Here is a 26,710-nt window from a genome sequence, read left to right on the forward strand (position 1 = left end):
GCAGGTGCAGTTCGCCGCCGTCGAGCCGTGGCGGGTGGCGTTCGTGACCAATCACCCGGGCGTGACGGTCAACTACGAACCGATTGGGTCCGACCACGGGGCCGCCCAGTTCATCGCCGGCGAGGTCGATCTGGCGGCGCTGGACACACCGCTGACCGGGCAGCAATTGCGCGACGCGCGAGAACGCTGCTCCAGCGAGGTCATTCAACTGCCGGTGCACATCGCCGCGGTGTCCATCGTCTACAGCGCTCCGGGCGTGACGGACCTGCGCCTGTCACCGCAGACGCTCGCGGCGATCTTCAATCGACAGATCACCCGGTGGAACGACCCGCGGATCGCCGCGGACAACCCCGGCCTGACGCTGCCGCAGGACCGGCTGCGCACCGTTCACCGCCTCGACGACGCGTGGCAGTCGCAGGCGCTCTCGGCCTACCTGACGTCGGTGGACCCGCGGGCGTGGCCGTACCCGGCGACGCTGCAGTGGCCGATCACCGACGGTCCGTTGCAGCGGGCGGCCAAGGGCACCGAGGAGTTGCTCGAGGTCGTCGCGGACGGCAAGGGACGCGTCGGGTACGCGACGATGGACCAGACCACCCCGGCGTCGGGGCGAGAGGTGAAGGTGGCCGCACTGCGCTCCGGAGCGCGGTGGGTCGCGCCGAGCGCCGCCACGGCCGCGGCCGCACTCGACTCCGCCGTGCGCATCGTGCCGAAGTCGACGACGAACCTGGCCGTCTCGCGCCCCACCCCGGGTCAGTCGGGCGGGAGCGGCGCGGCGCCGGTCTATCCGGTGGTGAGCATCTCGTACCAGGTCGCGTGCGCCGAGCAGCCGACCGCGGAGAAGGCGGCGCTGGTGCGCGAGTGGCTGACATGGGCGACGAGTTCGCAGGCGCAGCGGGCCTCGGCCGAGGCCACCGGGAGCGCGCCCATCGGCGAGCAGTGGCGAGAGCGGGCGATCGCGGCGATCGGGCAGATCCACGTGGCGCCGTCGACGACCAGTTCGTCGTCGAAGTGACGGCATTGTGTCAGATGGACCGGCGCGGCGCACGTCAAGGCTCCAGATTCGAAGAATTCATCCTGCGTTCACCTCTATTCACCTTCCGTTCATCTTGGACGTGAGAAGCGGCCACGTCACCTGCGTAACGTCTCGTCAGTACGAACCGAAGGCCCGCCACGTTGAAGGTTGTGTCGGCGCCCACGACAAGAGAGGCAAGTACTCGTGAAGCGTTCCCTCAAGGCCGTCGTCCCGGCGGCTCTGGTTCTGTCCCTCGCCCTCGCCGGCTGCGGCGACAGCGGCTCCTCCACCGACGGGGCCGCCACCGGCCTCTCCGGCACCATCAAGGGCGCCGGCGCCTCCTCCAAGGACGCCGCCGAGCAGGCCTGGATCGCCAAGTTCGGCGCCGACAACCCGAACGCCACCATCTCCTACTCCCCGGACGGCTCGGGCGCCGGCCGCGAGAAGCTCATCTCCGGCGCGGTCGACTACGCCGGTTCCGACTCGGCCATGGATGCGGAGGAGTTCGCCGCGGCCAAGAAGACCTGCACCGGCGACATCATCCAGTTCCCGGTCTACGTCTCCCCGATCGGCATCGGCTACAACGTCGAGGGTGTCGACAACCTGCAGCTGTCGCCCGCCACCACGGCCGACATCTTCAGCCACAAGATCAAGAAGTGGAACGACCCGGCGATCGCCAAGGACAACCCGGGCGTCACCCTGCCGAGCACGAACATCACCACGGTCAACCGCTCCGACGAGTCGGGCACCTCGAAGAACTTCGCCGCCTACCTCGCCGAGGCTGCGCCGAAGAACTGGAAGCACGAGCCCGACGACGTGTGGCCGATCAAGGGTGGCGAGGCCGCCAAGGGCACCGCCGGTGTCGTCAACGCCATCAAGAACGGCAAGGGCACCATCGGTTACGCCGACGCCTCGCAGCTCGGTGAGCTCAAGGCCGCCAAGGTCAAGGTCGGCAACGAGTACGTCGAGTACTCGCCCGAGGCCGCTGCCAAGATCCTCGAGCACTCCAAGCGCGAGGACGCGGCCAGCAAGACCAACTTCGCCGTCAAGCTCGACCGCTCCGTCAAGGAGGCCGGTGTCTACCCGGTGGTCCTGCTGTCCTACGCCCTGACCTGCTCCGCCCCCACGGACGCCGAGAAGGGCAAGCTGACGAAGGCGTACCTCGAGTACGTCTCCTCCGAGGCCGGCCAGCAGGTCGCCGCCGAGCAGGCCGGTGCGGCTCCGCTGTCCGAGACCGCGCGCGGCTGGGCCACCGACGCCCTGTCGCAGCTCAAGACCGACTGACCACGTTGATCGCCTGATCGACCCCGTCGTGTCCAACATGGGCGGCTCGGAATCGCCCACCGCGAGACCGAGCCGCCCTTGTTGGTTGTTGTGCCGGGCCGTGGCCCGCCCAGTGTTCCCATGACCAGAAAGCAGTAGCGTGAGCACTTCGACTGCCCCCTCATCCCCTCCGAAGGCGGTGCGCCGCCCGGGGGATCGCATCTTCAGCGGGCTCTCCACCTCCGCCGGAATCGTCATCCTGGCGGCCTTGGCCCTCGTGGCGATCTTCCTCATCATCCAGGCCATGCCGGCTCTGCTCGCCGACCCGTCCGAGGTTCGCGGTGGCCAAGGCCTGTTCCACTACATCGGCCCGCTCGTGTTCGGCACGCTGCTGTCCGCCTTCATCGCCCTGCTCATCGCGACGCCGCTGTCCATCGGTATCGCGCTGTTCATCTCGCACTACGCGCCGCGGCGACTGGCCGCCGTGCTCGGCTACATCATCGACCTGCTGGCCGCGGTGCCCTCGATCATCTTCGGTCTGTGGGGCGCGGAGGTCCTCGCCAAGGGCTCGGTCCCGCTGCAGGAATGGCTCTTCGAGAACCTCGGATGGATCTGGCTGTTCAGCGGTGAACAGGCCACGGCCACCGGCCGCTCGTTGCTCATCGTGAGCACGGTGTTGGCGATCATGATCCTGCCGATCATGACGGCCACCAACCGCGAGGTCTTCCTCCAGACGCCGAGCCTGCACGAGGAGGCCTCGCTGGCCCTGGGGGCGACCCGCTGGGAGATGATCCGCCAGGCCGTCCTCCCGTTCGGCCGCTCCGGCATCGTCTCCGGCATGATGCTCGGCCTGGGCCGCGCGCTCGGTGAGACCATGGCCGTCGCGATCATCCTGTCGGCCTCGGGCGCCCGCTACTCGTGGGAGTTGCTCACCTCGAACAGCGCGTCGACCATCGCGGCCGACATTGCCCTGAACTTCCCCGAGTCGTCGGGCATCTCGACCAACACGCTCATCGCCTCGGGTCTCGTGCTGTTCCTCATCACCCTGATCGTCAACATGATCGCGCGCTGGATCGTCTCCCGCCGCGCCGAGTTCTCGGGAGCCAACTGATGAGCGCCACTGACCTCAAGACCGATCCGGCGGGCCCGGCGGGCTCGACGGACTCCTACTCGTCGATCAAGCAGCCGACGCTCTCGCCCGCCGTGCGCCTGGGCATCTTCATCGGGGCCGTGGTCGTCGGCTTCGCCGTGGTGCTCGGCCTGTCGTCCTACAACACGCTGGCCGTCATCATCGTGGCCGCGCTGGTCTACATGGTGGTGATCTACATCGCCTCTCGGATCGTCGAGGGGCAACGCCACGCCGTCGACCGCCTGGTGACGGGGATGGTCACGACCTTCTTCCTGCTGGCCCTGGTGCCGCTCGTGTCGGTCGCCATGACCGTCATCAGTGAGGGTTACAAGCGCATCGACGGTGAGTTCTTCACGAGCTCGATGCGTGGCGTCATCGGTGCCGGCGGTGGCATCATGCACGCCCTGCAGGGCACGCTGATCATCACCCTGATCACCTCGCTCATCTCGATCCCGATCGGCATCTTCGCCGCGATCTACCTCGTCGAGTACGGCAACGGCAACCGGATCTCCCGGGCCCTGACCTTCTTCGTCGACGTCATGACCGGTATCCCCTCGATTGTCGCGGGTCTGTTCGCCGTGGCGCTGTTCGCCTCGTTGACCGGTGACGCCGGTTTCCAGGCCGGCATCGTCGGTTCGATCGCCCTGTCGGTGCTGATGATCCCGGTCGTCGTCCGCAACACCGAGGAAATGCTCCGCCTGGTGCCCAACGAGCTGCGCGAGGCGTCCTACGCCCTCGGCGTGCCCAAGTGGCTGACCATCTCCAAGGTCGTGCTGCCGACCGCGATCGCCGGTATCGCCACGGGTGTGACCCTCGCCATCGCCCGCGTCATCGGTGAGACCGCGCCGCTGCTCATCACCGCCGGGTACATCCCCGGCGTCAACCTCAACCCGTTCTCGGGTCAGATGACGACGCTGCCGGTGTTCTCGTACAACCAGTACATGAACCGAGGTATCCCGCCGGAGGCGTACGTCGAGCGCGCCTGGTCGGCCGCCTTGGTGCTCATCGTGGTCGTCATGATCCTCAATGTGCTGGCCCGCATGATCTCGAAGTACTTCGCCCCCAAGACCGGTCGCTGACGCGTCGGCGCAACCCAGACAGACAGGAATCACTGACGTGTCCAAGCGTATTGACGTCCACGACCTCGACATCTACTACGGCAAGTTCAAGGCCGTCCAGGGTGTCGAGATGACCATCGAACCGCGCTCCGTCACGGCCCTCATCGGCCCGTCGGGCTGCGGCAAGTCGACCTTCCTGCGCTCGCTCAACCGCATGCACGAGGTCATCCCCGGTGCGTACTGCGAGGGTGAGGTCATGGTCGACGGCGTGAACCTCTACGGCAAGAACGTCGACCCGGTCGGCGTGCGCCGCAAGATCGGCATGGTCTTCCAGCGGCCGAACCCGTTCCCGACGATGTCGATCGCCGAGAACGTGCTCGCCGGTGTCAAGCTCAACAACCAGCGCATCAAGAAGTCCGATGCCGACGAGCTGGTCGAGAAGTCGCTCCGCGGCGCCAACCTCTGGAACGAGGTCAAGGACCGTCTGGACAAGCCTGGCTCCGGCCTCTCCGGTGGTCAGCAGCAGCGTCTGTGCATCGCCCGGACGATCGCCGTCAAGCCCGACGTGGTCCTCATGGACGAGCCGTGCTCCGCCCTCGACCCGATCTCCACGTTGGCCATCGAGGACCTCATCGAGGAACTCAAGGCGGACTACACGATCGTCATCGTGACGCACAACATGCAGCAGGCCGCGCGCGTCTCCGACAAGACCGGCTTCTTCAACATCACCGGCATCGGCAAGCCGGGTCAGCTCGTGGAGTACGACGCCACGGAGAAGATCTTCAACAACCCGAACGAGAAGGCGACCGAGGACTACATCTCGGGCCGCTTCGGCTGATCGGCAGCTTCTCCCCCACCCCACCCCACCCGGTTCGAGGTATTAGGCGTCGCCTTTCCGACGTCTAATACCTCGAACCGTTTGGGGGGCGGGGCGCAATGTGACGGGCGAGTGCACAGTGGGCAACGCGCAGGTGAACAGAGGGCAGCCATTTGTTTACCGGCGAGCGGTTGTCGGTGGTGACCAATAGCGTGCGAACTGCGTTGCCTGGTGGTGACGCGTTTCTTCGTCGTCCCACCTCCCGAGGAGAAGCATGTCCTCCCTGCCCCACCTGGGCCGCGCGCTCACCGCGGCTGGTGCGCTCGCCGGTCTCGTACTGGCCGCCGGCACTGCCGTCAGTGCGCCGGCATCCGCAGCACCACTCACCCACCTGGTCATCTCCGAGGCCTACGGCGGTGGCGGCAACTCCGGCGCCACGCTCAAGAGCGACTTCGTCGAGCTGTACAACCCGACCAGCGCGCCCATCAGCCTCGACGGTCTGCGCCTCGAGTACTTCGCCGCAGCCAACGCCAACGAGTTCCAGACCGGCACGACCGCCTGCGCCCTTCCCTCGACGGCATCCGTTCCCGCCGGGAGTCACTACCTGATTCGCTTGGGTGCCGGGAACGGGGGCAGCGACGAAACCGCGCCCGCGCCGGACGCTGACTGTGCCACCTTGATCACCATGAGCGGCACCGCCGGTCGAGTCCAGCTGGTGCAGGGCTCCGGCACCTCGGCAGCGCTCGTCGACCGGGTGGGCTGGGGCAGCGCCGCGGCCAAGTACGAGGGCACCGCTCCGGCTGCGGGCACGACCAGCTCGACCTCGGCGCAGCGCAAGCCCGACGCCGAGAACGTCTACCAGGACACCGACCAGAACGGCGACGACTTCATCGTCGCGACGCCGACCCCGAAGAACAGTGGCGACACCGGTGGTGGCGGTGGCACACCCGACCCCGAGCGCAAGACGATCGCCGAGATCCAGGGCCCGGGGAACGCTTCTCCGCTCGTGGGCGCCAAGGTGAAGACGACCGGCGTCGTGACCGCGAACTACCCGACGGGTGGCTTCAACGGGTTCTACATGCAGACCCCGGGTTCCGGTGCCGCGACGGACCTCACGCCCGGCGTCTCGGACGGGATCTTCGTCTTCGGCACGACCGATGTCACCGTCGGCGCGTGCTACGACATCACCGGAACGGTGACCGAGTTCAACGGTCTGACCGAGCTGACCAACGTGAGGGTGGACCCGGCCAAGGACGGCCCGAACTCTGCGGCGCCGCTGCCGGTCAAGGTCAACGACACCCTGACCGAGGCCGAGAAGGAGGCCCTCGAGGGCATGCTCGTGGCGCCGCAGGGCGAGTACACGATCACGAACAACTACCAGCTGAACCAGTTCGGTCAGGTGGGCCTGGTGAAGGGTGGCACGCCGCTCTACACCGGCACCGACGTCGCCCTGCCCGGCGCCGCGGCCGACGCGGTCGAAGCCGACAACCAGCGGCGCCTGATCACGCTGGACGACGGTTCGTCGTGGAACTACATGAGCAACGTGACGGCGAAGAACTCGCCGCTGCCGTACCTGTCCCAGGACGCCCCGATGCGCACCGGTTCGCAGGTGACGTTCACGAAGCCGGTCATCCTCGACTACCGCTTCCAGTGGAACTTCCAGCCGACCGGTCAGGTCATCGGCGCCACCGGTGACGCCAACCCGGTGACGAACACCAACGACCGCGAGGCCACGGCCCCGAACGTCGGCGGCAACGTCAAGGTCGCGTCGTTCAATGTGCTCAACTACTTCGACGACCTCGGCAAGGACGAGCCGAACTGCACGGCCTACAACGACCGGGCCGGCAACCCCGTCGCGGCCAACGGCTGCCAGGTGCGTGGTGCCTTCACCGAGTCGGCCTTCGCCGACCAGCAGGCCAAGATCGTCACCGCGATCAACGCCCTGGGCGCCGACGTCGTCGCGCTCGAGGAGATCGAGTCGTCGACGCAGGTGACGTGGGCGGCCCACACCGACCGCGATCGCACGCTCAAGAACCTCGTGGCGGCGCTCAACGCCAAGGGCGGCAACTGGGCGGCCGTGCTGTCGCCGGCCGCGGTCCTAGCCGGTGAGGACGTCATCCGCACGGCCTTCATCTACAACCCCGACCACATCACCGTCGACGGTGCCTCGCAGATCCTCACCGACGGAGCCTTCGCGAACGCCCGCTACCCGCTGGCCCAGGCGTTCAGCCTCAAGGGTGTGGACGGGTCCTCCTTCGTGGCGATCGCCAACCACTTCAAGTCCAAGGGTTCCGGCGCCGACGACGGTACCGGTCAGGGCCTGTCCAACCCCTCGCGTATTGCGCAGGCGGAGGCGTTGACGACGTGGGCGGACACGACCTTCGCCGACAAGCCGGTGCTGCTGACCGGTGACTTCAACGCGTACTCGAAGGAGGACCCGGTCCGGATCATCGAGGGCAAGGGCTACACGAACCTGGCGAAGAAGTACGAGCCGACCTCGGCGACGTACCAGTTCAGTGGCCGGCTGGGCTCGCTCGACCACATCTTCGCCAATGCCAAGGCCAACGCCGTGGTGACCGGCGCCGGTGTGTGGGACATCAACGGTGACGAGTCGATCGCCATGCAGTACTCGCGACGCAACTACAACGTCACGGACTTCCACACCACCTCGCAGTACGCCTCCTCCGACCACGACCCGGTCGTCGTGGGGCTGCAGTTCGACAAGGGGCAGGCGCAACTCGTCACGGAGGCCACGGCTGCGGTCGAAGCCGCCGAGGCCAACCCGAGCACCGCGACCATCGACGCCGCCCGTGCGGCGATCAACCTCGTCGCCGCCGGGGCCACCCGCACCGCGCTCGAGGAGCGGCTGGCCGCGGTCGAGCGCATCCTCAACCCGGCGCCGCTGACGAGCACGCCGACCCCGACCATCACGGGCACGGCCAAGGTCGGCACGACCCTGCGCGCGGTCCCCGGCACCTGGGACGACGGTGTGAAGCTCACCTACCAGTGGAAGCGCAACGGCGTCGCGATCGCGGGTGCGACGAAGACCTGGTACAAGCTGGGCGCCGCGGATGCCGGCAAGCGGATCACCGTGACGGTCACCGGGACGAAGACGGGCTACGTCACGGTCGCCAAGACCAGCGCCAGGACTCGCGTCGTCGCCAAGGGCACGCTGACGACGGTCAAGCCGCGGATCTCCGGCACCGGCAAGGCCGGGAGCACGCTGCGTGTCCTGCGCGGGTCGTGGAAGCCGGCTCCGGTGAACTACTCCTACCGCTGGTACGCCAACGGCAAGGCCATCCCCGGTGCCACGAAGACGACGTACAAGGTGGCCGCGAAGTACAAGGGCACGAAGATCGTGGTCAAGGTGACCGGCCGCAAGGCGGGGTACGTGACGGCTACCCGACCGAGCCTGGCGAAGTCCATCTCGCGTCGCTGACCTGAGCGACCAGAAGGCCGCCACCCGATGCGGGTGGCGGCCTTCTGGTCGATGTCTGCACGTCGGGCCGGGAGCGCCTCACGGCGCGTGGCCGCTCGTAGCGGCGAATTTTGGGACCCGGGGCTGCCGCGGCCCGACGCACGAACGACTGTAACCCAGCCGGGCCCCACGGTTCCAGCCACGATCGCAGATTCAGCCGGCCGCGCAATGCTCCGGAGCGCGGAATACGCCGAGTGGTCGATCCTTGCGGGATAACCGCGCGTTACGTCGCAAGGATTGACCTGTCGGCGGGGTCAGACGAGGTGGCCACGGCGCCACAGTTCTGCGCACGCCGAGAGGTCGGTCGCGGTGGTGAGCATCGCCGCGGCCGACTGGGCGTGCGAGGCCGCCTCGGATTCGTTGTCGTCCCGGGCGCCCAACGACGCCCGCCCGGCCGAGATGACCCGACAGAAGGCCGCGGCCCGGTCAAGTGCCACCGCGAGGTCCCCGTCGAAGACGCCCCGGAGGATCGAATCGGCCAACTCGCGGATCTCATCGATCCCGGGTGGTTCGGCGCTCCCAGCGATGGCGTGATTCACCGCCGTCCACCGCATGCCCTCGGCGTACTCCTCGGCCGCGGTGCGCGGCGAGCGCTGCACCCATTCACGCAGGGCATAGAGACGCCAGAGCGCGCCGGGCAGGGAACGTCCGGGGCGCTGCGACCAGAGATGGGCCACCGTGTCGAGACCGAGCTCGTCGACCAGCGCCACCAGACGCGCGGTCAGCTCGGGGTCTGCCTGCGCACGGCCGGTGTCCACAAGGACCTGCGCGGCGGCGTGCGCGGCCTCCGCCGCCTCGGCCGGGCCGGGGAGCGCGTCTCCATGGGCCTCGAGCGCATCCGGCCCGAAGTGGAGGGGGCGCCGAGGTGGGCGCGGCTCGGAGTCGCTCATCAGCCCTTCGGTACGCGCATCATCGCCCGGGCCAGGGTCGCGGCCTCGGACGTGGAGGTGTCCCCGCGCGAGGTCGTCCAAGCGGTGCGCATCAGCCGACGCGTCTGACCGGAGGCCCACGCGTTCTCGCCGGTCAACAGCGGCAGATGCGCCTGCAGGTGCCGCTGGAAGTCGGCGTCGGGCACGATCTCGCTGACGATGCCCCACTCCTGGGCGGTGACGACGTCGAGTTGGTGGTGGGTCAGTGCGAAGTTCAGGGCACGCTGCTGACCGACCGCGCGCGGCAGGAGCCAGGACAGCCCGACGTCGGGGACGGTGGCCTGGTCAGTGGCGGAGAAGCGGAACGCCGCGCCCTCGGTCGCGTAGACGAGGTCCGCGGAGAGCACGATGCCCAGACCTGAACCGGAGGTGAACCCGTCGACCCCGGCGATGATGGCCTTGGGTGAGTCGGCCAGCATCTCGAGCACCTCGGAGACCGTGCCGGCGAGCTCGAGGACCGTACTGACCGGGTCCGCGGCTCCGTCGCCGGCAGCCGGGTCGGTGCCGATACAGAACGCCTCACCGTGACCGACGATGAGGACGACCTCGGTGCGGCTGTCGGAAATCGCTCGGCGCAGGGCGCTACGCAGTTCGAGGGCGCTGTCCAGGTCCAGCGCGTTGCCGGTCTCGGGGCGGTCGAAGACGACGCGCCCGATGGGTCCATCGATCTCGTAGTTCACTGCCATGGGCATACTCTAGGCCGTTCCCGCCGTCGCTGGATCGACCCGGATCGCGTGCTGGTTGACCGCGAGGCAAAAGGTGGGTGAACACTTGGCGACGCCTCGGCATCTGGGGAGGCGGTCCCGGCACGTCGCGGGCTACGTTGGCGCGGGCGCGACGACCACGACCGCCCTCCTCCCCTACACCTCTCCCGAGGAGATTTCATGTCTGTCTGGTCCCAGAAGGCCCGGCCGCTGGCAGCGGGCGGTGCCATCGGAGCCCTCGCGCTCGCCGGTGGCCTGGCCGCCACCCTGCCCGCGTCGGCGGCCCCTGTCACGCACCTCGTCATCTCCGAGGCCTACGGCGGTGGCGGCAACTCCGGCGCCACGCTCAAGAGTGACTTCGTCGAGCTGTACAACCCGACCAGCGCGCCCATCAGCCTCGCCGGCCTACGCCTGGAGTACCTCGCGGCCTCGAACACGAACGAGTTCCAGACGGGGAGCACGGTGTGCACCCTGCCGACCTCGGGCGCCGCTGCGACCATCGGCGCCCGCCAGCACCACCTGGTCCGCCTCGCCGGCGGCACGGGCGGCACCGACGAAGGTGCCCCCACGCCCGACGGCAGCTGTGGCGGTGCGATCAACATGAGCGGCTCCTCGGGGCGTATCCAGTTAGTCCAGGGCACCGGCGCGAGCGCCGCCCTCGTCGACCGCATCGGGTGGGGCAGCGCGGTCAGGTACGAAGGCGCATCGGCTGCTCCGGGCACCGCGAACGCGACGTCGGTGCAGCGCAAGCCCGACGTCGAGAACCTCTATCAAGACACCGACCAGAACGGCAACGACGTCATCGTCGCCGCGCCGACCCCGAAGAACAGCGGTGACACCGGCGGCGGCAACCCCGTCGAGCCCGGCCCCCAGACGACGCCCATCGCCGAGATCCAGGGCCCGGGGAACGCTTCTCCGCTCGTGGGTCGCAAGGTCACCACCACCGGTGTCGTCACCGCCAACTACCCCGATGGTGGGTTCAACGGCTTCTACCTGCAGACCCCGGGCTCGGGCGGCGCCACCGACACCACGCCCGGAGCGTCGGACGGCATCTTCGTCTACGGCCGCACCAACGTGACGATCGGCTCCTGCTACGAGGTCGCCGGCACGGTGACCGAGTACAACGGTCTGACCGAACTGACGAACACGACGATCACCCCCAAGGCCGACTGCGCTCCGGTCGCCCCGGTCGAGCTCGACGCGACCCCGACCGACGCGCAGAAGGAGGCCCTCGAGGGCATGCTCGTGCTGCCCCAGGGCACCCACACGATCACGAACAACTACCAGCTCAACCAGTACGGCCAGCTTGGCCTCGTCAAGGGCAACCAGCCGCTCTACCAGGCGACCGACGTCGTCGCCCCGGGCGCCGAGGCGACCGCCTACGAGGCCGCCAACGAGGCCAAGCTCATCACCCTCGACGACGGCTCGTCGTGGAACTACATGAGCAACACCACGGCCAAGAACACCGCGATGCCGTACCTGTCGCAGGCCACCCCGATGCGCACCGGCTCGCAGGTGACCTTCACGAAGCCGGTCATCCTCGACTACCGGTTCCAGTGGAACTACCAGCCGACCGGCCAGGTCGTCGGCGCGACCGGCGCCACCAACCCGATCACGAACGTCAACGACCGCCCGGCCACCGCCCCGGCCGTCGGCGGCGACGTCAAGGTCGCCTCGTTCAACGTGCTCAACTACTTCACCGACCTGGGCAAGGACGAGGCGAACTGCCGCTACTACGCGGATCGCTTCGGCGCTCCGGTCGCGACCAACAACTGCAGCCAGGTGCGCGGCGCGTACACCGAGTCGGCCTTCGCCGACCAGCAGGCCAAGATCGTCACCGCGATCAACGGCCTGGGTGCCGACGTCGTCTCGCTCGAGGAGATCGAGACCTCCTCGCAGATCACCTACCGCAACCACGACCGCGACGCCACGCTCGCGCACCTCGTCACCGAACTGAACAAGGCCGGAGGATCGTGGGCGTACGTGTCCTCGCCCGTCGCCGTCCCGGCCGGTGAGGACGTCATCCGCACGGCGTTCATCTACAACTTCGAGCGCGTTCAGTTGCTCGGCGAGTCGCAGATCCTCGCCGACGGCGCCTTCGCCAACGCCCGCTACCCGCTGGCCCAGAAGTTCAAGCTCAAGAAGGCCGGATCGCCGTTCGTCGTCATCGCGAACCACTTCAAGTCCAAGGGCTCGGGCTTCGACGACGGCACCGGGCAGGGCCTGTCCAACCCGTCCCGCGTCGCGCAGGCCACCGCGCTGACCGGCTGGGTCAACGAGTTGTACGCCGACGAGGCCGTCCTGCTCATGGGTGACTTCAACGCGTACTCGAAGGAGGACCCGATCCGGGTCATCCAGGAGGCGGGCTACACGAACCTGGCGAAGACGTACGACCCGGAGTCGACGTCGTACCAGTTCTCGGGTCGCCTGGGTTCGCTCGACCACGCCTTCGCCAACGAGAAGGCGATGCGCCTGGTCTCCGGCGCGGGGATCTGGAACATCAATGCCGACGAGTCCATCGCGATGCAGTACTCGCGTCGCAACTACAACGTCACGGACTTCCACACCGACTCGGCGTTCGCGTCCTCCGACCACGACCCGATCGTCGTCGGTTTGAACGCCAAGGGCGCCAAGTGATCCGTTGACGCCGTAAATCAACGGAGCGCGGCCCCGGCCCACCTCATGTGGTGGGCCGGGGCCGCGGCGTATGCCGGTGGGTCGATCAGCTTGCAGCGGCGAGCCGCTGGCGCGCGGTACGGGTGCCGTCACCGATCGGCACCACCCGCGTCGCGCGCCCCAGCCCGAAGTCGGGCATGTTGACGTAGACCACCTCGCGGGAGGTGGCGGGCACGACGTAGGTCTCGTGCCACACGCCGACCGCTTCGCTGTTGCGGAGCCGGGCGTAGCGCCGCCACGGAGCCAGGTGCGGCAGGTCGGGGTCGGAGGCGAAGGCCTGGAGGTCCTCGGGCGAGCGCCAATAGCTGACCATGATCGTCGTTCGGCCGAACCACTGGTGGTAGCCGAGCAGGCCGGCCTGCGGGTGGGTGCGCAGGTAGGCCTGCATGAGGGGCATCGCCGCGACCACCGGCGCCCAGAGGTCGACGCGGTGCGGGTGGTTGATGCGCATCCCGATGAGGAAGACAGTGACGTCCTCACCGAGTTCGGAGGTGTGGCGGCCCGGGTTGACGCTCATGGTTCCTGCTCCTTGGGAGAGGTTTGCGGACGCTGTTATAAAACAGCGTAATGTATGGTTCGTCAAGTGCCCCGCCCTCGCCTCTACGACGACGCCCTCCGCTCTCGGCTCGTGACCTGTGCCACCGAGGCGATCGCGACCGGGGGTGTGGAGTCGCTGTCTGTGCGGGCGGTTGCTGCGTCGGCCGGCACGTCGACGAACGCGATCTACACGCTGTTCGGCGGCCGGGACGGACTGGTCGACGCGGTCGTGGCGACCGTGGGAGCGAGTTTCCTGGCCGAGCAGGTGGCGGTGCCGCGCACGGCGGACGCGCGGGGCGACCTGCTCGAACTGGGGCGGGCCTACCGGCGCTGGGCGCTGGCGCACCCGGAGATGTATGCCGTGATGTTCGGCGGGCGCGTGCATCTGCCGGAGTTGGCGCCCGGGAAGATGGACGGCTCCGAGGAAGCGATCCGCCCCCTCTTCGAGTTGGCCGCGCGGGCACATGAGGCCGCCGGGCCGAGCGCCCGCCCTGTCGAACCGGCCGTCCTGGCGATGAGCATCTGGGGCGTGGTGCACGGCGCGGTCATGCTGGAGCTGACCGCCCTGGCGGGGCAGCCGGACACGTGGCGGTCGGCCCTGTACGAACGGCAGATGGAGATGATGGGCGAGTTCTGGTTCGGGCCGTCGGAGCGCTAGTCACAGGTCCGCAGCCCGCCCACAGGAACCGTGGCCGGGGCCGCGGCGTTGCGCGCTCAGTCGTCGTGGTCGTCGTCCGCGACCGTCGAGGCGATGTACGCGCCACGGTTGGCGGCCGGCTGGATGAGCACTGCCGGGTCCTCGCAGTGGCGCGGCACTGCGATCCGTTGCGACGTTCGGCCGTTCCCGGCGGCGTTCAGGGGGAACGGCGTCGTGCTGGAGTGGACGGCGCCGTCGCACACGAGGGTGGCCACGACCGCGGCGACCGGGTTCACTCCTGTGCCGCGGGGCGGTGGCACGACCAGGCGGGTGATGTCGACCTTGATCCGCCCGTCCTCGCGCACGCGGACCCGGCTCGGGCCGTTGACCCACGGCAGGCCGCCGGGGTTGACGTCGGCGATGACCGGGCTCATCGGCTCCGGCATGCTGCCCACCAACTCGGCCTTGATGATCGTGTGGGGAGGCGCCGCCGTCGCTAGGGTGGGGCTGGCGCCGAGGGCAATGATCGCTCCGGCGCACGCAATGGTCGTGGGGAGCAGACGCCCCGATCGAGTCCTACGCATGGTTCTGTCCTCTCATCAACGTTGATGAGCCGCCCAGCGCGACGGTTCCTCTCAACGGTGGCACGCTCTCGTGCGGCGCGGGGGTTCTCGGGGCAGAATTCGAGCCCGGAACCAACGTTGGCTGCCCGCGGCGCTCACGAGTCGCCGAGAAGCCTCCACCCCAGCGACCGCGCCGCGCGACGGTCGAAGGTCACCGTGGTGCCGATGGCGAAGAGCTCCATGGCGCTCTGGATGAGGGCGTCGGGGAAATCCGCCCCATCCTCGGCAAGGGTGAGCGCCCTGACCACACCCTCCCCGTCGTCGAACTCGAGCGACGCTGTCGTGACCAACTGCCCGATGGCGGCGAGGCAGGCCTCGCGGGGATACTGGTAGCCGCGCGCGAGCACCCAGTAGAGCTCGACGAGCGTGACCTGCGTGATGAACCCCGGCTCAGCCGGGGTGAGCGACGCCATCACCTCGGCTGCTGCCGCGAACTGAACCTCGTCGTCCCGCACGAGAAAGCGGATCAGCACGTTGGTGTCGAGCCCGGTCACCCCTCGCCTCCCGCCGCAGCCGCAGCCGCAGCCGCAGCCGCTGCCGCTGCCGCCACGGCATCGTCCATCTCTTGGAGCGTCAGCGCCCTCTGACCCGGCCGCTGCAGCACACCGGCCAAGTCGACGACTGCGCCGGTCCGGGCCACGAGCCTGTACTGCCCCGGCGCCACCTTGACGAACAGCACCTTGGCCCCTGGCTCCAGGCCCAGATCCTCACGAATCTCCTTGGGCACCGTGATCTGCCCCTTGCTCGTCATCGTCGCCGTTGCCATGCCCCGCTCCCCCCCTGGTCGATCCTTACGAGCAAGTCTAACGTAAGGATCTCGATCGGGATGGGCTTACGGACCGCCCGGCGCCCCCGATAGCGCCCGTGAGGGAGGCGCGCCACCGCGTAGACTGCTCCAGCCAGCCCGGCAGACGGCTTCCCGTGAAGGCTTCCGCAGGGTTAGGGGCCTCTAGCTCAATGGTTAGAGCTGCGGACTTTTAATCCGTAGGTTGTGGGTTCGAGTCCCACGGGGCCCACCGCGATTCGTACTACTGGAGACGGCGGAAGACCTCATTGCCGACGCTCAAACCAGAGCTTCCAATGCTTGGAGGACGGGAGACTTCGCACGGGGAAGTCGAGCGGCGATGTCGATCAGCCGGGCAGGCTTCCCACCGCGACGTAGCCATTCCTTCAAGGCCTCTCGCGACAACTCGTACCCAACCTCGCCACGCAGGCGAAACGCATCCACGATCGACCGCTCGGGTGAGTAGATCCCGATCGTCTGATCCGTGCCCGGAATCGGGATCTCCTCCCGACCGATGTCGAACGTGGCTCGCTCGAACTGATGCCAGGCGATCGCACCCCCACCGGCCGGGGTACGTGACCCGCGGGGGATCGCGACATCCAAGGCTGCAGGGATCACATCAGTGAGATCGTGCTCAGCGAGCGCCGACGCCAAGCAGATCGTGGCATCCGGGCGACGGGTCGCGGCCTCGACCCAATCCCAGTCTGCCGCCGGCGCGTCGGCTGGCAGGTAGATACCGCGCGCGATGCGCTCCAGTCGTCCCTCTCGCGCTGCGCGGTACAAGCCACTGCGCGACAGGCCAGCCCGTTCAGCCGTGCCTGGCCTCAACGTCGGCATCGTCACCACCTCCGCGCACCATTACACGCGTTCACAGGACCCCGGCCACCCGGTCGTTGACCGCCGCTCGCCACGGTCAACGACGGGAGCCCGTCATCCTTCAGTGGACGCCTCGATCTCGGCTTCCCCGATCGCCCACCTGGTCATGACGCCCGCTCCTGGTCGTCGACGTCCAGGACGACAACGTACGCCGACCCCCGGATCTGTTCCACCAGAGGATCCTCGGGGTCCGACCACTGAGTGGACGACCTGACGACGGGGTTGACGTCGATGCCGAGTCTGGACGAGGCCCGATCGGCCGCTTCGTACAGGTCAGCACGGTCGACCGTACCCACCACCAGGACATCGATGTCGTGCGGCGGCGGTCCGGCAACCCCGGCGTAGCGGGCTGCCCACGACCCAAAGGTCACGACCTGCCGGGCGCCGGGAATGGCGAACTCTTCGCCGATGACCGCCCGTGGCCCGAAACTCAGTTCCAAGAGTTGGGTGAGCGCGGCGGCCGCGGGATGTGAGGTATTGGCCCGGATCAGGCGGTTGCGCCCCAGCGTGCGGCTGGTGACGAGGTCGGCCTCGTCCAGGCGGACGACCTCCCGGTGCAGAGTCGAGAGTGGGACCCCGAGGCGCTCGGCCAGATCGCTGACTCCGTACTCAGTGTCAGGATGGAGGTAGAGCCACATCAATAGTTCGGCCTGATGCCTCGACCGAAACACCGGAAGCAGTGACGGAGCAACGCTACGCATAACTGAACGATATATCCCACCTATGGGGATCGTCCAGACTTCGCCCCGGGAGTTACGAGGCATCCCTCCGCACACACGCGCAACATGTGAACAACCGGTAGACGCCCATGCGTGCATCTTGCTTGGATGGACCGCATGCACAGCACCATGCAGGACACCCAACTGACCATCGCGGCCCTGATGCACCACGGCACCACGGTGCACCCCGACTCCGAGGTGGTCACCGCGACCGCCGACGGCACCCGCTCCATCACGTTCGCCGAGCTTGGTCTGCGCACGGCGCGCCTGGCCAACGGACTGCGCTCCCTCGGCATCACCGGCGACCAGCGCGTCGCCACGTTCCAGTGGAACAACCAGGAGCACCTCGAGGCCTACCTGGCGATCCCCTCGATGGGCGCGGTGCTGCACACGCTCAACATCCGTCTCTTCCCCGAGCAACTCGTCTACATCGCCAACCACGCCGAGGACTCGATCATCATCGTCGATGACTCCCTCGTCGGTCTGCTCGCCCCGCACCTGGCTGAGCTGAAGACCGTCACGCACGTCATCGTCGCCGGCCCGGACGCGGCCACCGCCAACCTCGACTCCCTGCGCGCCTCCGGCAAGGAGGTCCTCCTCTACGAAGACCTCCTCGCCGAGCAGCCGAACGCCTTCGACTGGCCCGAGATCGACGAGCGCGCTGCCGCGTTCATGTGTTACACCAGCGGCACGACCGGAAACCCCAAGGGCGTCGTCTACAGCCACCGTTCCACGTACCTGCACTCCATCGCCGCGAGCACCGGCAACGTCGCCGGGCTGACCTTCGCCGACCGCGTCCTGCCGATCGTGCCGATGTTCCACGCCAACGCCTGGGGTCTGGCGCACGCCGCGATCCTCAGCGGATCGTCGTTGTGCCTGCCCGACCGCTGGCTGCAGGCCGAGCCGCTCGTGCGCTTCATCAACGCCTCGCGCCCGACCGTCTCCGGCGCCGTGCCGACCGTGTGGAACGACGTGCTCACGCTCCTCGACAAGAACCCCGAGACGAAGCTGGACTCCCTGCGCCTGGTCCTCTGCGGTGGCTCGGCCGTGCCGGTCGCGCTGCAGAAGGCCCTGCGCGAGCGTCACAACATCAACATGGTCCAGGCCTGGGGCATGACCGAGACCTCCCCCGTCGCGTCGGTGGCCAACCCGCCGCTGGGCGCCGAGGGCGACGACGAGTGGCGCTACAAGGGCACCGCCGGCCGCCTCCTCTACGGCGTCGAGGGCCGCATCGTCGGAGCCGACGACACCGTGCTCCCTCGTGACGGCGAGTCGGTCGGCGAGCTTCAGGTCCGCGGCCCGTGGATCACCGGCGCCTACTACCTCGACGATGACCCGGCCAAGTTCGACAACGGCTGGCTGCGCACCGGGGACGTCGGCACCCTCGACCACCTCGGCTACATCACGCTGACCGACCGCGCCAAGGACGTCATCAAGTCCGGCGGCGAATGGATCTCCTCGGTCGACCTGGAGAACGCGCTCATGGGCCACCCGGCCGTGCTCGAGGCCGCCGTCGTCGGCATCCCCGACGAGCGCTGGCAGGAGCGCCCGCTCGCCTCGGTCGTCGTGCGCGAGGGCATGAGCGTGACCCCGGCCGAGTTGCGCGAGCATCTCGCCAAGGACTTCGCCGCCTGGCAACTGCCCGACGCGTTCGCGTTCATCGAGCAGGTGCCGCGTACCTCGGTCGGCAAGTTCGACAAGAAGGTGCTGCGCAAGGCGTACAACGACAACGAACTCCGGGTCGAGCGCCCCTGACGCAGGTCAGCACCGGAGCGCCGTCACGAGCCTCGCAGAATCGCCACGAGGAAGTCGGACTCCGGGCCGAAGGGCCGCAGGTCCCAGGTCGAGAGCAACACGTCGGCCTGCAGACCTGCGGCCTTCGCGTCCGCCAGGAACTCGTCGAACGGGTATCCGCGACCCGCACCGAAACCGACGACCACGCGTCCTTCCGGAGCCACGTGTGCCCGCCACCGCGTCAGCACCTCACGTCGGGTGCTCGGCGCCAGGAACGTCACGACGTTGCCCGCGCTGACGATGACGTCGAACGGAGCGTCGATGCCGCGGGCCGGGAGGTCGAGCTCGGCTAGGTCTCCCACCAGCCAGGTCGGCCCGGGATGGTCGGCCTCGGCGGCAGCGATCAGCTCGGGGTCGACGTCCACCCCGACGACGGTGTGGCCGGCGGCGTGCAGGTACCCGCCCAGCCGCCCCGGACCGCACCCGGCGTCGAGGATCCGCGCTCCGCGTTCGACCATCGCGTCGATCAGGCGCGCCTCGCCGGACAGGTCCATCCCCTCCTCCGCGAGACGGCGGAACCGCTCGATGTAGTTCTGGGAGTGGTCGGGGTCCTCCGCGACGATGCGCATCCACTGGCTCTGCTCGGGCATGGGTTCAGCCTAGGCCTCGCCGCGTCCTCACCCACGTGCGCAGATCGCCACGAAGGTGAGGACGCCGCCCGAAGCGTCAGCGGGGGTAGACCTCGAGATCGAGCGCCTTCGCCGACAACCAGACCTCCTGCCCGACGGCGATGCCGAGTTCGGCCACCGCGGCGGGCGTGACGTCGACGAGCGCCGACGGCCGGCCCACCACGTCGAGGCGCACACGATCGGCGAGCAGCGACAGACCGCGCACCCGCGCCGGCCACACGTTGCGCACGCTCGCCTCGTCCAGGCGGTGCCGGCCGACGACCACGGCGGAGGGTCGTAGCGCGACGAGCACGGATCCGACCTGACCGTGGTCGGGCACGACGAAGCGACCGCCGCCGTCCAGCTCGACGTGGTCACCGGCGGCCTGCCCCGCGTACAGATTCAGCCCGACGAGCGCCGCGACGTACGCCGTCGCCGGCCGCCGCGCCACCTCCGCCGGGGTGCCACGCTGCACGGCCCGCCCCTCCTCCAGCACGACGAGCCGGTCGGCGAGCACAAGCGCCTCGAGCGGGTCGTGGGTGACCAGCAACGACGGACCGGCGAACTCGGCCAAGTGCCGCTTGAGCTCGGCCTGCACCTCCAGCCGAGTCCGGGCATCGAGCGCGGCCAGCGGCTCATCGAGCAGCAACAACGCCGGCTCCCCGGCCAAGGCCCGCGCCAATGCCACCCGCTGCGCCTGCCCACCCGACAGATCCTGTGGGCGCCGATCCGCGAACTGACCCAGCCCCAACCGGTCGAGCCATGACTGCGCAACCTGCCGCGCGAGACTCCGCTTGGCACCGCGAGCGCGCGGCGCAAACGCGACGTTGTCGCGCACGCTCAGGTGCGGGAAGAGGCGGTAGTCCTGGAACACATAGCCGACGGGGCGCGCGGCGACCTCGACGAACCGCCCACTCTCGGCGTCGTCGAGGACCTGTCCGTCCACGGCGATCCGCCCGCCCGCAACCGGCACGAGACCCGCGACGGCTTGCAGGAGCGTCGATTTGCCCGACCCGTTGGGCCCGAGGACGCCCAGCACCTCCCCCGGCGCCGCGTGCACGTCGATGTCGAGGTCAAAATCGCCCCGCCGCACGACGGCCTGCACGTCCAGACCGGCGTTCATGACGACGCTCCGACCCGCAGCCAGCGGTCACGCAACCCGACCAGCACGAGCACGGAGACGAGCAGCATCACCAGGCTGAGCAGGATCGCGGCGTCCGGGTCGGATTCGAGCGCGTAGTACACCGAGATCGGCATCGTCTGCGTGCGGCCGGGAAAACTGCCGGCGAAGGTGATCGTCGCGCCGAACTCGCCGAGCGCGCGGGCCCAGCAGAGCACGGCGCCGGCGATGAGCGACGGGGCGAGCAGCGGCAGCGTGACGCGGCGAAAGACGGTCAGACGGCCGGCCCCGAGGGTCGCTGCGGCCTCCTCGTACCCGGCATCGGCGGAGCGCAGTGCGCCCTCGACGGTGATGATGAGGAAGGGCATCGCCACGAACGTCTGGGCCATGATCACCGCCGCCGGGGTGAACGGGAGCGTGATGCCGAACCACTGGTCGAGGTAGCGGCCGAGCAGCCCGTTGCGCCCGAACGCGAGCAGCAGCGCGACGCCGCCGACGACCGGGGGCAGCACGAGGGGCAGGGTCACGAGCGCGCGCACCCAGCGCAGGCCGGGCAGGTCGGTGCGCGCCAGGAGCCACGCCAGCGGTACGCCGAGCACGATCGAGATGCCGGTGGCGAGGGTGGTCGTCCACAGCGACAGGCGCAGCGCGTCGAGCGCGTCGTCGCGGGTGAGGATCTCCCACGCGTGGGTCCATGGCGCGCGGATGATGAGCCCACCCAGTGGGATCAGCAGGAACGCGAGCGCGATGAGCGCGGGGACGAGGATGACGCCCGGGGCGCTGCGCTGGCCGCCGCCGGCGGCTCGACGAGCCCGTTCGGCGGGGCGGAGCGTCGTTGGGCGAGCCACGAGGGGAGCCTACGGTGTGCCGAAGCCGGCCTCGGTCAGTACCTTCTGGCCCTCGTCGCTGAGGACCGCGTCGACGAAGCCCTGCGCGGTGTCGGTGTTCTGGCTGTCCTTCAGGGTGGCGATCGGGTAGTCGGTCGAGGCGTTGAACTTGGCGGGGATGGCGATCTCGCGGACCTTGTCGCCGGCGGCGCGCGCGTCGGTGACGTAGACGAGTCCGGCGTCGACCTCGCCGAGGGTGACCTTGCTCAACACCGACTTCACGTCCGGTTCGAGGGTGACGGGGGTGATGTCGACCTTGGCGTTTGTGGCCACTTCGGCGGCCACGACGCCGCAGGGCACCTGCGGTTGACACAGCGCCGTCTTGACGTTTCGGCTGGTCAGGGAGTCGAGCCCGGTGACCTTGCCCGGGTTGGCAGCCGGTACCGCGATGGTCAGGACGTTGGTGGCGAACACCGTCGGGTCGGCGGCGTGCCCTGCTTGGACGACTGTGTCCATGTTTTTCGTGCTGGCCGAGGCGAACACGTCGGCCGGGGCGCCGGAGTCGATCTGCTCGGCCAGCGCCGAACTCGCCGCGAAGCTGAACGTCACCTTCGCGTTGGGGTTGTCGGCCTCAAAGGTTTTGCCGATCTGGGTGAAGGTCTCGGTCAGCGAGGCCGCGGCGAGCACGGTGATGTTGCCGCCGTACCCGCCTGACGACGGCTCCGGGGTGGTGTCGGTCGTCGATACGCCGCATGCTCCCGCGATGACGGCGAGCAACGCCGCTCCGGCCGCGGCCCTGGCCGTGCGCACGCTGACTCGCTTGTCCGATTGGCTGTTCATGCGGCCATTCAACCGTAAATGCGCCGATTCTGTCCCAGAAGCAACGATAACGCGGATCTTCGCGTGCGCCAACTTGCGCGGGGGTCGGCTGTCGCGGCTGCGCGAGAGGGGCGATGTCCCAGGCGGCATCAATCGCGGCCTCGCCTCCGGTTCACGTGTGAAGTAGAGTGTGAAGTATGGCTGACCCAACGAACGTGGAGTCAACGGCCACTCGGATTGGACACCGCCTGTCGCGAGCACCGTTGGCACGAGTGCTCTGCCAGGTCCGGTGGCCACTGCTCTCGAAGTTCGATCTCGACCTCACGGCAGATGAGCTGTCCCGGGCCATCGGCGATGCCTTCCCCTTGCGAGACGCGCAGCAGGAGTTGCAGTTCACGCTTGGCCCGTCAGGGGTGTCGCAACAGTCGATCGGGACGATCCATCGTTTCCAGTCCGCTGATCGGGGGTGGACGGTGTCACTCGGGTCGCAGTTCCTCTCGCTCGAGACGACAAGGTACGACGGCCATGCGGACTTCATCCAACGTCTGGGGGTCGCCATGACCGCCCTGACTCACGCAGCGAGCATCCCGTTCCTGATTCGCGTCGGCTATCGCTACACCAATCGCCTCACTGGATCGGCCGATCTCGACCGCTTGGGCGCGTTCTTCGTCGAGGGAGTGCTGGGCGGGCTTGCACAGGGAGACACCAGTCAACTGCTGCGGACGGTGACCGAGTCTGTCTACAGCAGCGAGGGATCCGACTACCTGCTTGTGCGCTCGGCGCTGTTGGAGCCACAGATGGCGTTGGAACCCACTCTCCCGCCGGCCGAAGAAAAGAGTTGGATTCTCGACCTCGATTCATTCCGGGAGGACCCAGATGGATTGCCCGTCGAGGCCCTGCCAGAAGTGGCAACACAGCTGTCCGCCATAGCGACCGGGCACTTCTGGTCTGTCATCAAGGACGACTTCATTGAGAGGTTCAAGTGAGTGTGGCCACCCAGGAAACCCGTTCGAGCTCGTTCAGCAGCCTCAGCGCAAGCGCGGGCGTTGGAGTGCTTTTCGCGGGAGTGCTGCTGGGAACGAGCAGCGGAGTGGTTTCAGCGCCGCAGCCCCTGCACGCGGCCAGCGCGAGTAGGTTCGATCGCACACCAGATCTCACGACGAACACCCCCGCTCCGGATGGACCGCACGCCGCGCAGATTCTGACCAACGCAGAAATGCTGGCGCATGTTCGCGACTCCAGTGGTCTCACTTGGGATCAGACGGCTCGACTCTTCAACGTGTCTCGTCGGTCCATCCACCTCTGGCTTGCCGGTGGTCGGATGAGTGCGGGCAACCAACAGCGGCTCGTCGATATCGTCGCCGTAGTGGACTCGCTCCCCGCCCAGACTGCCGAGCAACGACGGAACCTGCTCCTCCAGCCGGGTGCGACCGGCCAGAGCATGTTTGATTCGTGGCGCTCGGCCTCCGCATCGTCGGCAACCGACATCAATCGGAACCTGGAACCGCTGGCTGATCCCGAGGCGGACGTCACCACATGACGCAGGTCGCCCCGGCCAACGAAATTGAGTTGTACTTCCAGTCCCTCCAACAGGGGAGCGTGTTGCACCGGAGTGTGGAGAATGCCCACGCCTTCGCGGCCCTCGGGAACGATTCCAGCGAGGCAGCCGTGGTGTCGCAAACATGTGACGTCGTCTTGCCGAAGCGACCCACAGCACTGCTCGCCCCGGTCGTCGAGCTTCACGGCGAGGAGCTTCGCATCGCACGTCGGAGGGACAATCCTCGTTTCGTCCACCTGCCGCGGCGCGGAGCGGCGTTCTTCGCCGACCTCGGCCACATCCATGCCATCCACAAGACCGCCTTGGTGGGAAGCGAAGTCACCGACGGCATCGATCTCACCGATGATGCAGAGATCAGGACGCTCGCACTGGCAATCGGACGTTGGTTCAGCCGTTTCGCCTTCCCAGATGAGGTCGTTCCATGGCTTCGCCCGCTGCTCAAGGTCATCCGCGAGAAGTACAACAAGAGTCAATCCCCCGTCGGACAGGTGCTGCAGGACGTTGTCGAGATTCGCGTCGAAGCGCAGAGCTGGGCTGAACTCCCGCTGGATCTCGTGTTGCACGTCATCGTCCGGGCGGGTGCCGTACCGACGATGGACGATTCAGAACTCGGGCAAGTGCCGCCTGCTGCGTTCGATGCGGCGGGCGAGGTGGTGGGCCCAACTGACCTCGCCGCACTCCTGACCAAGGCAAGCGACCCAGCCAGTAAGGCCGCCCTCTGGCCGCTCCTGGCCGAGTCCATGGCGAGACTTTGCCGACCAAGCACACGAGACCCGGCGGATCCCAGCGTGGAAAGTGCAGTCTCGGGTATCGTCGGCGAGTTCTGGGCAGACGACGAGTTCCCCCTTTCGAGGTACCGCAAGAGCGAACTCCTCGACGTCGACTATCTGTCGGCGGGCTACCCCCTGTAACTGCACTCGCGCCCGAACAGGAGCCCCCGGGCAGGCTGACTAGAGTGATCAGAGCCCGCAGCGCCCCGCGTCTGCCCACGACGATCCCTGAAGGAGCACCCGTCATGGCCGATCAGCCCCTGACTCCCGAGATTCGCACCGCCCGCCGCAACGCGCTGGGAGACGTGCTCACGCGCAGCGCGGCCCGCCACCGTGGCAAGACCGCGATCATCGACGGCGACACCACGCTGAGCTACACCGAGTTCGACCAGGTCGTCACCAACGTCGCCGCGAACCTGCAGCGCCTCGGCATCAACACAGGCGATCGCCTGGCCCTGGTCTCGCGCAACTCCTGGGAGTTCGCGGCCATCGCGTGGGGTGCGGCGCGTGTCGGCGTCATGCTCGTGCCGATCAACTTCATGCTCGTGGCCGAGGAGATCGCGTACATCCTCGATCACGCCGAGGTCTCCGGAGTCATCGTGCAGGCCGAGTTCGGCGCGGCACTCGACGGCGCGCTGGCCACGGCCACGACGTCACCGGCGGTGCGGCTGCACTACGGCGCCGACGACACCCCCGAGGGTTGGGACAGTGTCGACGAACTGTTCGTCGCGGCGCCGGAAGGCTGGGAAGCGCCGACCATCGACGACGACGCTCCGATTCGGTTGATGTACACCTCGGGCACGGAGTCTCGTCCGAAGGGGGCGATGCTCTCGTCGCGTTCGCTCATCGCGGAGTACACGTCGGCCATCGTCGACGGTGGGATGACCAGCGACGATGTCGACCTGCACACCCTGCCGCTCTACCACTGCGCGCAGCTCGACTGCTTCCTCGGCCCGGACCTCATGCTCGGCGCGACGAGCATCATCCTGCCCGCGCCGGCGCCGGACGTCGTGCTCGCGAAGATCGCTGAGCACAAGGTCACCAAGTACTTCGCGCCCCCGACGGTGTGGATCTCGCTGCTGCGCAACCCCGGCTTCGACGACGCCGACCTGTCGTCGCTGAAGAGGGGCTACTACGGAGCGTCGATCATGCCGGTCGAGGTGCTCAACGAGGTCTCCCGCCGGTTGCCGAACGTGCGGCTGTGGAACTTCTACGGCCAGACCGAGCTCGCGCCGGTCGCGACGATCCTCCAGCCGGAGGAGCAGGTCAGCCACGCCGGTTCGGCCGGGTTCCCGACGCTGAACGTGCAGACGATCCTCGTCGACGACGACAACAACGAGGTGCCCCAGGGCGAGGTCGGCGAGGTCGTGCACCGCTCGCCGCACGCCACGCTCGGCTACTGGCGCGACGAGGCGAAGACGGCCGAGGCGTTCAAGAATGGCTGGTTCCACTCCGGTGACCTGGGTGTCTTCGACGCCGAGGGCCGCCTGTCGATCGTCGACCGCAAGAAGGACATGATCAAGTCCGGAGGCGAGAACGTCGCCTCACGCGAGGTCGAAGAGACGATCTACGCGCACCCGGATGTCGCCGAGGTCGCCGTGTTCGGGCTGCCGGACGCCAAGTGGGTCGAGGCCGTCACCGCGGCCGTCGTCGCCCGGCCGGGGTCGGACCTGACCGCCGAGACCCTGGCGGCGTACTGCGCCGAGCACCTGGCGCCGTACAAGCGCCCCAAGCGCATCGAGATCGTCGAGTCGCTGCCGAAGAACCCGAGCGGCAAGATCCTCAAGCGCGAGTTGCGCGACACGATGGCCGACTGACGTTTGCACCCCCAGCGGTTCGGCGCTCCGTCCCGCCCCCTCACGGTTCGAGGTATTACCCGTCGCATTTCCGACGCGTAATACCTCGAACCATGTGGGGCCCCCGCGGGGTTCGAGGTAATACACGGCGGGGTTCCGACGCGTAATACCTCGAA

General features: G+C 68.2%; 25 protein-coding genes and 1 tRNA gene. 14 read left to right on the forward strand and 12 right to left on the reverse strand.

Annotated elements, in window-relative coordinates; translation table 11 throughout:
- From KD1_RS02015 to KD1_RS02040, 6 genes are all read left to right on the forward strand, one after another.
- Nucleotides 1-1,012 (forward strand): extracellular solute-binding protein (locus KD1_RS02015; RefSeq protein WP_068396784.1); only part of this gene is annotated, 1,012 nt, incomplete at its 5' end.
- Nucleotides 1,013-1,216: 204 nt separating this feature from the next.
- Nucleotides 1,217-2,296 (forward strand): phosphate ABC transporter substrate-binding protein PstS, encoded by a 1,080-nt coding sequence (locus tag KD1_RS02020; RefSeq protein WP_068396787.1) that lies wholly within the window; start codon nt 1,217-1,219, stop codon nt 2,294-2,296.
- Nucleotides 2,297-2,435: 139 nt separating this feature from the next.
- On the forward strand, nt 2,436-3,386 hold the full coding sequence (gene pstC / locus KD1_RS02025; RefSeq protein WP_068396790.1) for a phosphate ABC transporter permease subunit PstC: 951 nt from the start codon (nt 2,436-2,438) through the stop codon (nt 3,384-3,386).
- Nucleotides 3,386-4,483 (forward strand): phosphate ABC transporter permease PstA, encoded by a 1,098-nt coding sequence (gene pstA / locus KD1_RS02030; protein ID WP_068396793.1) that lies wholly within the window; start codon nt 3,386-3,388, stop codon nt 4,481-4,483. Before pstC ends, pstA begins: the two co-directional genes overlap by 1 nt.
- Before the next feature lie 37 nt (nt 4,484-4,520).
- Nucleotides 4,521-5,300 (forward strand): phosphate ABC transporter ATP-binding protein PstB, encoded by a 780-nt coding sequence (gene pstB, locus KD1_RS02035; protein WP_068396797.1) that lies wholly within the window; start codon nt 4,521-4,523, stop codon nt 5,298-5,300.
- Between the two features lie 253 nt (nt 5,301-5,553).
- A complete protein-coding gene (locus KD1_RS02040) occupies nt 5,554-8,718 on the forward strand; it encodes an ExeM/NucH family extracellular endonuclease (protein WP_157073111.1) in 3,165 nt (1,054 codons plus the stop codon).
- 293 nt (nt 8,719-9,011) lie between these two features.
- Here the strand turns inward: KD1_RS02040 and KD1_RS02045 are convergent, their stop codons facing one another.
- Together KD1_RS02045 and KD1_RS02050 are read right to left on the reverse strand one after the other, a co-directional pair.
- Nucleotides 9,012-9,647, reverse strand: coding sequence for a hypothetical protein (locus tag KD1_RS02045; RefSeq protein ID WP_068396800.1), 636 nt, complete (start codon nt 9,645-9,647; stop codon nt 9,012-9,014).
- Nucleotides 9,647-10,372 carry an enoyl-CoA hydratase/isomerase family protein gene (locus KD1_RS02050; protein WP_068396803.1) on the reverse strand — a complete coding sequence of 242 codons (726 nt, stop codon included), beginning with the start codon at nt 10,370-10,372 and terminating at the stop codon, nt 9,647-9,649. Before KD1_RS02050 ends, KD1_RS02045 begins: the two co-directional genes overlap by 1 nt.
- Before the next feature lie 198 nt (nt 10,373-10,570).
- Between KD1_RS02050 and KD1_RS02055 the strand changes: the two genes are divergently transcribed.
- Nucleotides 10,571-13,027, forward strand: a complete 2,457-nt coding sequence (locus tag KD1_RS02055) for an ExeM/NucH family extracellular endonuclease (protein ID WP_068396806.1) — start codon at nt 10,571-10,573, stop codon at nt 13,025-13,027.
- An 85-nt stretch (nt 13,028-13,112) separates the two neighbouring features.
- On the opposite strand, the gene KD1_RS02060 is transcribed toward KD1_RS02055, so the two are convergent.
- Entirely contained in the window at nt 13,113-13,583 is a 471-nt protein-coding gene (locus KD1_RS02060) for a DUF4188 domain-containing protein (RefSeq protein WP_068396809.1), read from the reverse strand.
- 66 nt (nt 13,584-13,649) lie between these two features.
- Between KD1_RS02060 and KD1_RS02065 the strand changes: the two genes are divergently transcribed.
- A complete protein-coding gene (locus tag KD1_RS02065; protein WP_068396812.1) occupies nt 13,650-14,261 on the forward strand; it encodes a TetR/AcrR family transcriptional regulator in 612 nt (203 codons plus the stop codon).
- Between the two features lie 56 nt (nt 14,262-14,317).
- Here the strand turns inward: KD1_RS02065 and KD1_RS02070 are convergent, their stop codons facing one another.
- The 3 genes from KD1_RS02070 to KD1_RS02080 all read right to left on the reverse strand — a co-directional run bounded on the left by KD1_RS02070 (nt 14,318) and on the right by KD1_RS02080 (nt 15,629).
- The gene (locus tag KD1_RS02070) at nt 14,318-14,824 is read right to left on the reverse strand and encodes a hypothetical protein (RefSeq protein WP_157073112.1); all 507 of its coding nucleotides are present in this window, start codon (nt 14,822-14,824) and stop codon (nt 14,318-14,320) included.
- A gap of 134 nt (nt 14,825-14,958) precedes the next feature.
- Entirely contained in the window at nt 14,959-15,357 is a 399-nt protein-coding gene (locus KD1_RS02075) for a type II toxin-antitoxin system VapC family toxin (RefSeq protein WP_068396818.1), read from the reverse strand.
- Nucleotides 15,354-15,629, reverse strand: coding sequence for an AbrB/MazE/SpoVT family DNA-binding domain-containing protein (locus KD1_RS02080; protein ID WP_068396821.1), 276 nt, complete (start codon nt 15,627-15,629; stop codon nt 15,354-15,356). Before KD1_RS02080 ends, KD1_RS02075 begins: the two co-directional genes overlap by 4 nt.
- A gap of 177 nt (nt 15,630-15,806) precedes the next feature.
- Here KD1_RS02080 and KD1_RS02085 point away from each other — a divergent pair.
- Nucleotides 15,807-15,879, forward strand: a tRNA-Lys gene (locus tag KD1_RS02085).
- Between the two features lie 47 nt (nt 15,880-15,926).
- Here KD1_RS02085 and KD1_RS02090 read toward each other — a convergent pair.
- Nucleotides 15,927-16,484, reverse strand: a complete 558-nt coding sequence (locus KD1_RS02090; RefSeq protein WP_068396852.1) for a type IV toxin-antitoxin system AbiEi family antitoxin domain-containing protein — start codon at nt 16,482-16,484, stop codon at nt 15,927-15,929.
- Between the two features lie 143 nt (nt 16,485-16,627).
- Nucleotides 16,628-17,224 (reverse strand): ArsR/SmtB family transcription factor, encoded by a 597-nt coding sequence (locus KD1_RS02095; protein ID WP_068396824.1) that lies wholly within the window; start codon nt 17,222-17,224, stop codon nt 16,628-16,630.
- Between the two features lie 126 nt (nt 17,225-17,350).
- Between KD1_RS02095 and KD1_RS02100 the strand changes: the two genes are divergently transcribed.
- Nucleotides 17,351-18,997: a long-chain fatty acid--CoA ligase gene (locus KD1_RS02100; RefSeq protein ID WP_245627236.1), complete on the forward strand. Its 1,647-nt coding sequence runs from the start codon at nt 17,351-17,353 to the stop codon at nt 18,995-18,997.
- Nucleotides 18,998-19,020: 23 nt separating this feature from the next.
- Here the strand turns inward: KD1_RS02100 and KD1_RS02105 are convergent, their stop codons facing one another.
- The 4 genes from KD1_RS02105 to modA form a co-directional block, all read right to left on the reverse strand.
- Nucleotides 19,021-19,626 (reverse strand): class I SAM-dependent methyltransferase, encoded by a 606-nt coding sequence (locus KD1_RS02105; protein ID WP_068396831.1) that lies wholly within the window; start codon nt 19,624-19,626, stop codon nt 19,021-19,023.
- Nucleotides 19,627-19,702: 76 nt separating this feature from the next.
- Nucleotides 19,703-20,767: an ABC transporter ATP-binding protein gene (locus KD1_RS02110; protein ID WP_068396834.1), complete on the reverse strand. Its 1,065-nt coding sequence runs from the start codon at nt 20,765-20,767 to the stop codon at nt 19,703-19,705.
- On the reverse strand, nt 20,764-21,612 hold the full coding sequence (locus KD1_RS02115) for an ABC transporter permease (protein ID WP_068396837.1): 849 nt from the start codon (nt 21,610-21,612) through the stop codon (nt 20,764-20,766). The genes KD1_RS02110 and KD1_RS02115 overlap by 4 nt, the downstream gene beginning before the upstream one ends.
- Nucleotides 21,613-21,621: 9 nt before the next feature.
- On the reverse strand, nt 21,622-22,431 hold the full coding sequence (gene modA, locus KD1_RS02120; RefSeq protein ID WP_083541933.1) for a molybdate ABC transporter substrate-binding protein: 810 nt from the start codon (nt 22,429-22,431) through the stop codon (nt 21,622-21,624).
- 176 nt (nt 22,432-22,607) lie between these two features.
- On the opposite strand from modA, the gene KD1_RS02125 reads away from it, so the two are divergent.
- From KD1_RS02125 to KD1_RS02140, 4 genes are all read left to right on the forward strand, one after another.
- A complete protein-coding gene (locus KD1_RS02125) occupies nt 22,608-23,396 on the forward strand; it encodes a TIGR04255 family protein (protein WP_083541935.1) in 789 nt (262 codons plus the stop codon).
- Between the two features lie 2 nt (nt 23,397-23,398).
- A complete protein-coding gene (locus KD1_RS16425) occupies nt 23,399-23,950 on the forward strand; it encodes a hypothetical protein (protein ID WP_157073113.1) in 552 nt (183 codons plus the stop codon).
- On the forward strand, nt 23,947-24,879 hold the full coding sequence (locus KD1_RS02135) for a hypothetical protein (RefSeq protein ID WP_068396846.1): 933 nt from the start codon (nt 23,947-23,949) through the stop codon (nt 24,877-24,879). Before KD1_RS16425 ends, KD1_RS02135 begins: the two co-directional genes overlap by 4 nt.
- A gap of 104 nt (nt 24,880-24,983) precedes the next feature.
- Nucleotides 24,984-26,555 (forward strand): fatty acyl-CoA synthetase, encoded by a 1,572-nt coding sequence (locus tag KD1_RS02140; RefSeq protein WP_068396849.1) that lies wholly within the window; start codon nt 24,984-24,986, stop codon nt 26,553-26,555.
- Nucleotides 26,556-26,710 lie beyond the last annotated feature (155 nt).

The sequence above is a fragment of the Kribbia dieselivorans NBRC 106261 genome, assembly GCF_001552435.1.
Taxonomy (GTDB): domain Bacteria; phylum Actinomycetota; class Actinomycetes; order Actinomycetales; family Dermatophilaceae; genus Kribbia; species Kribbia dieselivorans.